The 11,364-nt window shown below is 62.5% G+C and carries 12 protein-coding genes and 1 pseudogene; 3 read left to right on the forward strand and 10 right to left on the reverse strand.

The features are described 5' to 3' along the window. Positions 1–55: 55 nt before the first annotated feature. Positions 56–463 (reverse strand): winged helix-turn-helix transcriptional regulator, encoded by a 408-nt coding sequence (locus NLY44_RS11625; RefSeq protein ID WP_023690335.1) that lies wholly within the window; start codon positions 461–463, stop codon positions 56–58. Between the two features lie 138 nt (positions 464–601). On the opposite strand from NLY44_RS11625, the gene NLY44_RS11630 reads away from it, so the two are divergent. Next, positions 602–1,492 carry an SDR family oxidoreductase gene (locus NLY44_RS11630; protein WP_023805510.1) on the forward strand — a complete coding sequence of 297 codons (891 nt, stop codon included), beginning with the start codon at positions 602–604 and terminating at the stop codon, positions 1,490–1,492. 50 nt (positions 1,493–1,542) lie between these two features. Here the strand turns inward: NLY44_RS11630 and NLY44_RS11635 are convergent, their stop codons facing one another. The 5 genes and pseudogenes from NLY44_RS11635 to NLY44_RS11650 all read right to left on the reverse strand — a co-directional run bounded on the left by NLY44_RS11635 (position 1,543) and on the right by NLY44_RS11650 (position 7,410). After that, complete coding sequence (locus NLY44_RS11635; protein WP_023712682.1) at positions 1,543–2,583, reverse strand: SDR family oxidoreductase; 1,041 nt, start codon at positions 2,581–2,583, stop codon at positions 1,543–1,545. Between the two features lie 35 nt (positions 2,584–2,618). Continuing rightward, entirely contained in the window at positions 2,619–3,179 is a 561-nt protein-coding gene (locus NLY44_RS33195) for a KUP/HAK/KT family potassium transporter (RefSeq protein ID WP_502882057.1), read from the reverse strand. A 36-nt stretch (positions 3,180–3,215) separates the two neighbouring features. Beyond that, positions 3,216–4,537 (reverse strand): annotated as a pseudogene (locus NLY44_RS11640) (KUP/HAK/KT family potassium transporter); the annotation flags it as partial. 141 nt (positions 4,538–4,678) lie between these two features. Further along, positions 4,679–6,592, reverse strand: a complete 1,914-nt coding sequence (locus tag NLY44_RS11645; RefSeq protein WP_023805512.1) for a potassium transporter Kup — start codon at positions 6,590–6,592, stop codon at positions 4,679–4,681. Positions 6,593–6,669: 77 nt separating this feature from the next. After that, positions 6,670–7,410, reverse strand: coding sequence for a pyridoxine 5'-phosphate synthase (locus NLY44_RS11650; RefSeq protein WP_023805513.1), 741 nt, complete (start codon positions 7,408–7,410; stop codon positions 6,670–6,672). Between the two features lie 112 nt (positions 7,411–7,522). On the opposite strand from NLY44_RS11650, the gene NLY44_RS11655 reads away from it, so the two are divergent. After that, positions 7,523–7,942 (forward strand): SpoIIAA family protein, encoded by a 420-nt coding sequence (locus tag NLY44_RS11655; RefSeq protein ID WP_023682069.1) that lies wholly within the window; start codon positions 7,523–7,525, stop codon positions 7,940–7,942. A 20-nt stretch (positions 7,943–7,962) separates the two neighbouring features. Here NLY44_RS11655 and NLY44_RS11660 read toward each other — a convergent pair whose 3' ends face one another. Then, positions 7,963–9,090 carry an ATP-dependent DNA helicase gene (locus tag NLY44_RS11660; protein WP_023668361.1) on the reverse strand — a complete coding sequence of 376 codons (1,128 nt, stop codon included), beginning with the start codon at positions 9,088–9,090 and terminating at the stop codon, positions 7,963–7,965. A 242-nt stretch (positions 9,091–9,332) separates the two neighbouring features. Here NLY44_RS11660 and NLY44_RS11665 point away from each other — a divergent pair, with 242 nt between their 5' ends. Next, positions 9,333–9,635 (forward strand): hypothetical protein, encoded by a 303-nt coding sequence (locus NLY44_RS11665; protein ID WP_023714736.1) that lies wholly within the window; start codon positions 9,333–9,335, stop codon positions 9,633–9,635. Positions 9,636–9,676: 41 nt separating this feature from the next. Here NLY44_RS11665 and NLY44_RS11670 read toward each other — a convergent pair whose 3' ends face one another. From NLY44_RS11670 to nthA, 3 genes are read right to left on the reverse strand one after another with little or no spacing between them, the layout of a single operon-like run. Next, positions 9,677–10,051 carry a nitrile hydratase accessory protein gene (locus NLY44_RS11670; RefSeq protein ID WP_023805514.1) on the reverse strand — a complete coding sequence of 125 codons (375 nt, stop codon included), beginning with the start codon at positions 10,049–10,051 and terminating at the stop codon, positions 9,677–9,679. Beyond that, positions 10,038–10,697, reverse strand: coding sequence for a nitrile hydratase subunit beta (gene nthB / locus NLY44_RS11675; protein WP_023805515.1), 660 nt, complete (start codon positions 10,695–10,697; stop codon positions 10,038–10,040). The genes NLY44_RS11670 and nthB overlap by 14 nt, the downstream gene beginning before the upstream one ends. Beyond that, positions 10,694–11,317, reverse strand: a complete 624-nt coding sequence (gene nthA / locus NLY44_RS11680) for a nitrile hydratase subunit alpha (protein ID WP_023805516.1) — start codon at positions 11,315–11,317, stop codon at positions 10,694–10,696. Before nthA ends, nthB begins: the two co-directional genes overlap by 4 nt. Between the last annotated feature and the right edge of the window lie 47 nt (positions 11,318–11,364).

The following is an 11,364-nucleotide window of genomic DNA, read 5'->3' on the forward strand; positions in this document are numbered from 1 at the left end:
GGACAATCCTTCAGCGCCATTGTCAAATCAAGCCTTTGCTGCATGGACCAAAATATCAGCCACCGGCGTCGAAGGCAGCGCGCGCCTTGCGCACCGCACCATGGTTGAGTTCGGCCCACAGGATCAATTGATGCAAGGCGCCGAACATCGAACGGCCGAGATCGGTCAGGCTGTATTCGACGCTTGGCGGCTTGGTCGGGAACACTTCGCGATGAACAAAGCCGTCGCGCTGCAGATCGTGGAGCGTCTGGGTGAGCATGCGCTGCGAGATGTCGGGCACCAGGCGCCGCAACTCGCCGAAACGATAGGGCTGCTCTGCGAGCGCCGCCATCAGCAGCGAACTCCATTTGCCGTTCACGCCCTGCATCACGTCGCGAACCGGGCAATCGGCAATGTTTGCGCCATCGCTGGTGGCTTTGAATATATTGAGCTTGGTTCTCAGATTGACGACCTTGCCGTCCATCGCTGCTGGTTCCCTGGCGGTGCCTACCTCCCTAAAAACTGCCTTCTTTACGGTGGCCGGTCAATTCTTATTTTAGTGCTGGTCTCTTTTTGAGACTGTCAAAAGCACCCGCCACCCGGCGCAATTTCAGGATCCCCCATGACCGCAACCCTTCTCGTCACCGGCGCTTCCGGCCAGCTTGGCCGCGGCGTCATCAACCACCTGCTGGACACATTAAAGATCTCCGCAAACCGCATCATCGCCACCACCCGTACACCCGCCAACCTTGCCGATCTGGCGGCGCGCGGCGTCGTCGTCAGAGCCGCTGACTTCAACGACCCGCAATCGCTTGCCGAGGCCTTCGCGGGAGCCGACCGGGCACTCGTCATCTCGACCAACGAACTTGAGGTACAGGGGAAGCGGCGCGAGCAGCAGCTTGCGGCGGTGACGGCGGCCAAACAGGCTGGCGTCGGCCACCTGCTGTACACCTCGATGCCCAACCCCGAGCCTGGTTCGCCGGTTGTTTTCGCGCCCGACCACTACGACACCGAACAGGCGATCAAGGCGAGCGGGATCCCCTACACGATATTCCGCAATGGCTGGTATAACGAGAACCTGTTCATGGCGTTGCCGCAGGTTCTGGCATCGGGTCAGTGGTACACCTCCGCCGGCGACGGCGCCATTTCCTACGGCACGCGTGACGATTTCGCGGCGGCGATCGCAGCGGGGCTCGCCTCGGACAGCAGCGAAAGCGCGACTTACACGCTCACCGGCCCCAGTGCGTATACGGCTGCCCAAGTGGCGGCGTTGGTCACCGAGGTCACCAGCAAGCCGATCCAGGTCATCCAGCTTTCCGACGAAGCCCTGACCGAGGGAATGAAGTCGGCCGGCCTGCCTGAACCCTTCGCCAAGGTGCTGGTTTCATTCGACGCCGCCGCACGCGCAGGTGACCTCGGCATGGTGACAGACGCGGTCGAAAAACTCTCCGGCCGAAAGTCGGTGCCGCTGAAGCAGTTTCTGGAGACGAACAAGGCTGCACTGGCCGGCTGAAAGCTGCCGTTGCGGGACGCCGAGCCCTTAAGGTTCGGCCTCCCGCACAATTACTTACGTCGCTTGACCAGTCCCAGCCGGATCAGGCTTTCGCCCGTGGCAATCAAAGCATCTTCGCGCGAGCGTGGCGCCCAGCCGAGCACGCGCACCGCCTTGGCGTTGGTGGCGTTCTTGATCTTGCCCAGTTCCGTTGCGAGTTGTGCCGCTTCCGGATTAAACAGCCCGATGATGCGCACCAGCCAATCGGGAAACTCCCGCGTCGAGACGCGCGACGCCGCCGGCCCGAGCCGCGTCTTCAGGGTCTGCGCGATCTCGCGCACCGTCATGAAATCGCCGGCGACAGCGAGGAACCGTTCGCCCTTGGCGGCGGGGTGGGTCATGGCGCGAACATGCAGATCCGCCACGTCGCGCGCGTCGACGACGCCGAAGGACAGGCGCGGCAGCCCAGGCACGGCGCCGTTCAGCATGCGCTGGACAAATTCGGTCGAGGTCGAATGGTCCGCGCCGAGCACCGGTCCAAAGATGCCAACGGGATTGACGACCGCAAGCTCCAGCGCGCCGCCCTGCTCGGCGATGAAATCCCAGGCCGCGCGCTCGGCGAGCGTCTTGGACTTCACATAGGCGCTGACCTTGCCTGCCGGATCGGTCCAGTTTTCCTCGTTGAAAGGCTGCCCATCCGCGCGCATCTTGCCATAGCCGACGGCCGCGAAGGATGAGGTGAGCACGACGCGCCTGACCCCGGCATCCCGCGCCGCCCGCAGCACGCGCAACGCGCCCTCGCGCGCCGGAAGGATCAGGTCATCCTCATGCGTGGGCACGCCGGGCGGAAAAGGCGATGCGACATGCAGCACGTAATCGCAGCCGGCCACCGCCGCCGGCCAGCCTGCGTCGGCCATCAGATCGGCATGGGCGAATGAAAGGGCGTCACCGGGCTCCGTGCCACCTGCCTTGAGCATGGCGAGCACATCGGCTTCGCGCCTGGCCGATCGCACGGAGGTGCGGACGCGGTAGCCGGCCTTCAACAGTTCGAGGATGCAGTGAGCGCCGAGGAAGCCGGACCCGCCGGTGACCAGCACCAATTCGCCGCTCATATTAGCCTCCTCGACGATTTATCCGTTCGAGACCCTCAGATCGCCACCTGCGTGCCGATCTCGACCACACGTCCGGTCGGGATCTGGAAATACTCCGTCGCATCGGCCGCCGAGCGGGCGAGCCCGATGAACAGCTTGTCCTGCCACACCGGCATGCCGGAATTGGGCGATGCCTTGAGCGAGCGCCGCGACAGGAAGAACGACGTCGTCATGATGTCGAACTTCCAGCCCTGCTTGCGGCAGATCGCCAGCGCGCGCGGAATGTTGGGCTGCTCCATATAGCCGAAGGTCAGCGTCACCCGCATGAACAACTCGTTGACTGTCTCCATCTTGACCCGCTCGCTGTCGGGCACCAGCGGCTGCGGTGCGGTGACCACCGACAGAATGACGTTCTGCTCGTGCAGCACCTTGTAGTGCTTCAGGCTGTGCATCAGCGCTGTCGGCGCGCTTTGCGGATCGCTGGTCAGGAACACGGCGGTGCCGGACACCAGCTGCGGCTTCTTCTTCAGCAGATTGCCGGCGAGGAAATCGAGCGGGATTTCGTTGCGCCGGGTCTTGTCGAACAGATAGCGGCTGCCGCGCACCCAGGTCCACATCGCCAGAACGATGGTGAAGGCCACCGCAAGCGACGCCCAGCCGCCCTCGAACACCTTCACGATGTTGGAGGCGAAGAAGCCGATGTCGATGAAGCCGAACAGCGCCGTCATGGCGACCGCCACCCACAGCCGCCATTTCCAGATGCGGGTCATGACGACGAACAGCAGCACCGTCGTCACCAACATGTTGCCGGTCACCGAGATGCCATAGGCGGAGGCGAGCTTGCTCGATTCGCCGAAACCGACGACCAGCAACATCACCGCCAACGCCAGCAAAACATTGACGCGCGGCATGTAGATCTGGCCCGACTGCCGTTCCGACGTGTGCAGGATTTCGAGGCGCGGCAGCATATTGAGCTGCACCGCCTGCCTGGTCAGCGAGAAGGCGCCCGATATGACCGCCTGGCTGGCGATGACCGTCGCCGCGGTTGCCAATACCACCATCGGGATCAGCGTCCAGCCTTCGTTCATCTCGAAGAATGGATGGCCGACGTGACCGTTCTTCGCCAGCACGAAAGCGCCCTGCCCGGCATAGTTTAGCAGTAGGCAGGGAAACACGATGGCCAGCCAGGCGAGCACGATGGGCTTGCGGCCGAAATGGCCGAGATCGGCATAAAGCGCTTCGGCGCCGGTGACGGCGAGGAAGATGGCGCCGATGGTGACGAAGGCGACATCGGGCGAATTGATCAGGAAGGCGACGATGTAGTGCGGGCTGACCGCCCACAGGATTTCGGGATCGGCGATGATGTGGTTCAAGCCCGAAAGACCGATAGCCAGGAACCAGACCGCCGTGATCGGCCCGAAGATCAGCGCCACACCGCCGGTCCCGAAGCGCTGCACCGAAACAGGATCGCCAGGATGACCAGCGTCAGCGGCACGACGTAGGGCTGGAAGGTCGGGGTAACGACATTCATGCCTTCAACCGCCGAAAGCACCGAGATTGCCGGCGTGATGACGGCGTCACCGAAGAACAATGACGCGCCGACAATACCGATGGCCAGGATGATCGCCGAGCGGGTCGGGAAACTGCCGCGCGCCAGCGCCATCAGCGACAGCACGCCGCCCTCGCCTCGGTTGTCGGCTCTGAGCACAAACATGATGTATTTGATGGTGACGATAATCGTCAACGACCAGATGATCAGCGACAGCACGCCCAGAATATCGCCGCGCTCGGCGATTTCGCCGCCGGAGGACGCAACAAGCGCTTCCCGGAAGGCGTAGATCGGGCTGGTGCCGATGTCGCCATAGACCACGCCGAGCGCGCCCAGCATCAGAACTTTGGTGCTGTGCTGTTCGATTTCGGGATGGCTCGATTGTTCGACGGGTTCTGCCTCAATACCAGCATTGGTAAGGGCCATGGACGACACTCCGATAAGCGCGCGGTGCTCTACGCTTGCTGCGATGCAATATCAAGTGCCGTGACGGTAGGGCTACCATGTTCCCAGCGCAGGGCTTGCCCCGCAATGACCGGTGCGTGGCGTCAAAGGCTGCCGGAAACCTCAGATCGCCACCTGCGTGCCGATCTCGACCACACGTCCGGTCGGGATCTGGAAATACTCCGTCGCATCGGCCGCCGAGCGGGCGAGCCCGATGAACAGCTTGTCCTGCCACACCGGCATGCCGGAATTGGGCGATGCCTTGAGCGAGCGCCGCGACAGGAAGAACGACGTCGTCATGATGTCGAACTTCCAGCCCTGCTTGCGGCAGATCGCCAGCGCGCGCGGAATGTTGGGCTGCTCCATATAGCCGAAGGTCAGCGTCACCCGCATGAACAACTCGTTGACTGTCTCCATCTTGACCCGCTCGCTGTCGGGCACCAGCGGCTGCGGTGCGGTGACCACCGACAGAATGACGTTCTGCTCGTGCAACACCTTGTAGTGCTTCAGGCTGTGCATCAGCGCTGTCGGCGCGCTTTGCGGATCGCTGGTCAGGAACACGGCGGTGCCGGACACCAGCTGCGGCTTCTTCTTCAACAGATTGCCGGCGAGGAAATCGAGCGGGATTTCGTTGCGCCGGGTCTTGTCGAAGAGATAGCGGCTGCCGCGTATCCAGGTGGTCATGATCAGCCCCATGAGGCAGGCAACGGATATTGACACCCATCCGCCTTCCACGATCTTGACGACATTCGCCAGGAAGAAACCCATGTCGATGGTGCCGAACAGCAGCGCCAATGCCAGGGCGAGCCCAAGCTGCCATTTCCACAAATTGCGCATGACAACGAACAGCAGAATGGTTGTCATCAGCATCTCGCCGGTCACCGAAATTCCGTAAGCGGAAGCCAGCGAACTCGAGCTGCCGAAGCCGACAACCAGCAGCATCACTCCCATCGCGATGAGCAGGTTGACGCGCGGCATATAAATCTGGCCGCTCTGCATTTCGGACGTGTGCTGCACCTCGATGCGGGGCAGCAGGTTGAGTTGCACTGCCTGACGTGCCAGCGAAAAAGCACCCGAGATCACCGCCTGACTGGCGATCACGGTGGCGGCCGTTGCCAAGCCGACCATTGGCATCAGCGCCCAATCCGGCAACATCTCGAAGAATGGATTGGTCGGCCTGCCGCCATTCGCCAATACAAAGGCGCCCTGGCCGAAGTAGTTGAGCAGCAGGCAAGGAAACACCACGGAAAACCACGCGAGCACGATCGGCTTGCGCCCGAAATGTCCAAGGTCGACATAAAGCGCCTCGGCCCCCGTTACCGCCAGGAACACTGCACCAACGGTCACGAAAGCGGCGGTCGGCGTGCCGGCTAAGTAGGCGATCGCATAATACGGGTTGATCGCCAACAGCACCGAAGGATCATCCATCAGGTGGTAGAGCCCGGAAACGCCGATGGCCAGGAACCATAGCGCCGTCACCGGCCCGAATACTGCCGCCACCTTCCCCGTGCCGAAGCGCTGCACGGAGAACAGAAATGCCAGGATGACCAAGGTGATCGGAACGACATAGGCCTCCAGCGTCGGTGTCACCACTTCCAGGCCCTCAACTGCCGACAGCACGGAAATGGCCGGAGTTATGATAGCGTCTCCGAAAAAAAGCGACGCCCCGCAAAGTCCGATGCCGAGGATAAGCTTGGCGCCTTTTGGATAGGCGCTGCGCGCCAGCGCCATCAGGGACAGCGTGCCGCCCTCGCCCTTGTTGTCGGCGCGAAGCACGAAAGCGACGTATTTTATGGTGACGATAATCGTCAGCGCCCAGACGATCAGCGACAGCACGCCCAGGACATCTATACGCGCGTCGGTACCAGGCGAAGCGTGAAGCGCCTCGCGGAAGGCATAGATCGGGCTGGTGCCGATATCGCCATAGACGACGCCAAGCGCGCCCAGCATCAGAACTTTGGTGCTGTGCTGTTCAGTTTGGGAGTGGTTCGGTTGTTCGACGGGTTCAGCCTCGCTACCGATGCTGGAAAGAGCCATCGACTACTCCCCGATCACCGCGCGGTGCGCCTTGCTTGCTGTCATGCGATATCACCTTCGACACGAGCCTACCACCGCTACCAACCGCAAGCCTTCAGAAACCGCCCCACCGTGCCGGCCATGCCATACTCCAACGCATCGGCTGTCAACCCGTGTCCGATAGACACTTCGGCCAATGCCGGAATGCGCTTTGCCAATGCCGGAAGGTTGTTCACCACCAGATCGTGCCCGGCATTGACCTGGAGCCCGGCGGCGAGTGCGGCATCCGCGGTTTTTCCCAATCTTTGCAGCTCCTTCCGCGCCTTGGCGGAATCGGAATGATAGCTGCCGTAGGGCCCGGTATAGAGCTCGATGCGGTCGGCGCCGGTGTCGCGCGCGGCATTGACGCCGGTGGGATCCGGATCGGAAAACAGCGACACGCGGAAGCCCCCTTTTTTCAGACGCTTGACGATCGGGATAAGGAACGCCGCCTCGGCGGCAAAGTTCCAGCCATGGTCCGATGTCGCCTGCGCCGGATCGTCGGGCACCAGCGTCACCTGCTCCGGCTGGTGTCTTTCCACAAGCGCCAGAAAATCCTCGGTCGGGTAGCCCTCGATGTTGAATTCCGCCTTGGGAAACTCGTCGTCGATCAGCGCCCGGATCTCCGGCAGGTCGGAATGCCTGGTGTGGCGCTCGTCGGGCCGCGGATGAACCGTCAGCCCGTGCGCGCCGGCCGCCAACGCCAGGCGGCCGAGCCCGGTGACGCTGGGCCATGGCAGGTTGCGGCGGTTGCGCAGCATGGCGATGGCGTTGAGATTGACCGAGAGTTTCGCGGGCATGGCGTGAGGTCCGGCTGTTTGTGCAGCGCATCTATACTGCCTTTGATGGGAACAGACAGGGGCTTTCGGGTGTTCCAGTGATGACATCTGCTCGCAAGGGGGAACCCAGCCAATGAATTTTCTCCAGTCCGTGCCCGCAATCCGCCGCCTCGAAACCGACCGTGAGGACCTTTTCGCCATCGACGTCGTCGGCCATGTCTCTGCCGCCGACGGCGAAAATCTGTTCGGATTGCTGGAGGCTGCCTACGCGCTGCACCCGAGGATCGACGTCTTGGTGCGGCTGGTCGACCATGAGGGCGTCGACTGGATCGATATGGACGACGAGACGCTGAAACAAGGTACGGTTCATGCGCTAGAGCATATCGCCCGGTGCGCGACGATCGGTGAGCCCGACTGGATAGCGGATGCGCGGAACTTCCTTCCGGCTTCGCCACCCATCGAGTTCAGGCACTTCGCGGCCGAGGATGAAGCGGATGCCTGGCAATGGCTGGGTGCGACGCCACTCAGCCCTGCTGCGCCGGCTGCTACCTGACGCCAGCTATCTAACGCCAGCTATCTAACGATCGTCAGGCGCTCTGCCGCCCGCGTGATGGCGGTATAAAGCCAGCGCTGGCGGGTTTCCTTGAACGCCCAGCTCTCGTCGAACAGCACGACATCGTTCCACTGCGAACCCTGCGCCTTGTGCACGGTCAGCGCGTAGCCATAGTCGAAATCGTCAAAGCGCTTCTTCTGCTGCCAGGGGATATCGGCGTCCGGATCCTCGAAAGCCGACTTGAGCAGCTTGATCTTGGCGACGCCGCGGTCGGGATCGTCCTCCTCGGGCGAGACCAGAAGGTTGATGCCCGGCTTCACCGTTTCGCGCGACGAGGTCATTACCTTCCACAGCGAACCGTTGAGCAGGCCCTTGGCGGGGTCGTTGCGCAGGCAGACCAGCTTGTCTCCGGCCTGCGGATAATCGGCATTGAAACCCTTCAGCTCGCGCAGGCGCTGATTGTAGCGGCGGCGTGTGCGGTTGGTGCCGACCAACACCTGGTCCGCCTTCAGCACCAGCTCCTGGGTGACGTCCTCCTTGCCGATGACCTGCGCGGTGCCGTAGTCGCCACGCATGAACTCGCGGCCCTCGCGCACGTCGAGCGCCAGCTGGATGATCGGATTGTCGCGCGCCTGGCGGTGGATTTCGGTCAAGAGCACATCCGGCTCATGCTCGGTGAAAAAGCCGCCGCCCGAGATCGGCGGCAGCTGCGCCGGATCGCCAAGCACCAGGATCGGCGTGCCAAAACTCAGAAGGTCGCGGCCAAGCTGCTCGTCGACCATCGAGCATTCGTCGATGACCACCAGCTTCGCCCGTGAAATAGGACTTTGCCGATTGAGCGAGAAGGTCGGCGACATCGAGGTCTTGCCGGTCACCTCGTCCGACACCGATTCCTCGCCCTTCGGCCGGTAGATCAACGAATGGATGGTGCGGGCATTGACCGCGCCCTTGGAACGCAGCACCTGCGCCGCCTTGCCGGTGAAGGCGGCGAACTGCACCTGCCCGTCGACATGCTCGGCAAAATAGCGCGCCAGCGTGGTCTTGCCGGTGCCGGCATAGCCGAACAGCCGGAAGACCTGCGGCCGGCCCTCTTTCAGCCAGCGCGCCACCGCCTTCAACGCCTCATCCTGTTGGGGAGAGAATTCCATCGATTCGACAGACCGGATTCGCGAGAGAAAGACAAGCTTGGTGCCAACCACCGCTTAAAACGATGGGATTGCCTCACCTTCAACGGGACAAACTAGCAGGCGCAAATGCGAACGTAAAGTGAACATGCAAGCGGATAACGAACGATTTGAATTCAGGCATTTGAACCTAGATCGGGCAATGCCACTATCACGGACATGATCCAGATGCAGATCGGCGCAGACACCTATAAGCGAGGATATTGATGAGGTCGTTCGCAGACAGGCTGATCGGAAAGTCGATAAAGAAGATCGAAATCGGCGAACCTGGTTATGGCATCGTTGTCTCCTTGTCGGATGACGCAGGGTTCGCGATATATACCGAGGTCACGGCCTGTCTGAGTGACGAAAATGCCAGAACCATAGAACGTGTTACCATCAGCGACGAGCAAGTGATCCTCCACTTGGCTGACAACGACTTCGTCGCCATTTCCAAAAACCGTGGCCGCTTCGCCGTCGTTGAGGCGTTTGTCTATGGGGACGACGAAGGCATGGTCGTCGAAAATTAGTTGTATCGGCCGCCAGATTTCAAACACCAACCACAGGCGGACTATATGTTCGCGCCGCCGCCGCTACCTCTGGTCGGCCCGGGATCGTTCTCCAACAAAATCGGCTTGCCGTGCGAGGTTGCATGCGCGGCGCGTTCCCAGGCGGCGGCGAGCGTGTCGACGTCACTTTTTCCCGCGACGCCCTTGGCCTCCAGCAGCATCTCCAGCGCAGCCAGCCAATGCTCGTAGTAGTCGTGGCCGTCGCTTGCGGCGCCCGGCTTCTTCACTTGCGCCGACAGCGCATCGGCCCATTCGCTCCACGAAAACAGGCCCTTGTCATGCAGCGCCACCGTCATGGCGAAGGCTTCGGCCTGCCAGGGTTCGGCGAATACCGGTTCGTCCAGACCCGCCGGCAATGCACCTTCAGGCCGGCTCAAGATAGCTCTCCCAGGCATCGATCGAGACGGTCAGCGTCGGGTCGGCGCCCTCGCCCCAGATTTCCGAGCCATCGAAGACCACGGTATAGACCCATTGCGGGTTTTCACCGTTGCCATGCGCGTTGCTGTCGGGGAACACAAAACCGTCACGCACGGCCTCGACAACTCCGTGCTTGCCGCGCGCATAACGCGGCAGCCTCGTGTGGGCGGTGGGATTGAAATTCCTTGTCCGCACCGGGTCGCCGGCCATGAAGCGCGGCGCCGTCTCGACCGGCCGGTCGCAGGGACTGCCCTTGGCCAGCACCGCCGGAACGTTTTCGGCCTTCAACACCCTTGTGGGCGTCGCCGCCGGATCGACCGCCCGACCTTCCGTCAGATCGCGCTCGCTGACGAAGCCATGGCGCTTCAGCAGCACCTCGAGCGCTTTGATCCATATCTGGTAGTAGCTTGAGGAATAATAGACGGCCGGATGCAGCGATTCCCTGGCGTGCCGGCTCTCGTCGATGTTCCACGCGCCCATGGCGCCGGCAGTCAGCGTCACGCCGAGCGCCCGCCTCTCCCAGTCGGCATGGAAGTAAGGCTCGTCCCTTTCGGGCGCGACCGGCCCGAAACCCATCTGCCCACCGAGATCCTGCGGCCCGTTCATGCCGGTACCTTCTTTGTCCCGGGTTCTTTGGCCGCCGCCGTGCCGATCATCGCATCGCGGCTGACCAGTTCGGCGAGCTGGTCCTCGCTCCAGCCTTCGGTACCGTCAGGCCGCATCGGCACCACGAGATAGCGCAGTTCGGCGGTGGAATCCCAGACGCGGATGTTTTTCTCCGCCGGCAAGGTCAGCCCGAACTCCTCCAGCACGCCGCGGGGATCGATAACCGCCCGCGAGCGATAGGGCGGCGCCTTGTACCAGACCGGCGGCAGCCCGAGCACCGGCCACGGATAGCAGGAGCACAGCGTGCAGACGACGAGGTTGTGCGTCTCGTCGCTGTTGAACACCGCCTGCATGTGCTCGCCCTGGCGGCCGCTATAGCTCAGCGAAGCGATCGCTCCCGTCGCATCGCGCTTCAGCCACTCGGCATAGGCCGGATCGCTCCAGGCTTTCGCCACCACCCTGGCGCCGTTGCGCGGCCCGATCTTGGTCTCGTAGGTGTCGACGATGACGTCGATTGCGGCCGGATCGATCAGGCCTTTTTCGGTGAGGATGGTCTCCAGCGCGCGCACGCGCGCCGCAAACGGGTCGAGCTCATTGTCGTGGTCATGATCATGGGACATGACCCTCAGATTAGGATCGGCGGCACGCGGCCGCAAGCATGACAGCT

Origin of the sequence: Mesorhizobium sp. C089B (genome assembly GCF_030323125.1) — a bacterium.
In the GTDB taxonomy this organism is placed as follows: domain Bacteria; phylum Pseudomonadota; class Alphaproteobacteria; order Rhizobiales; family Rhizobiaceae; genus Mesorhizobium.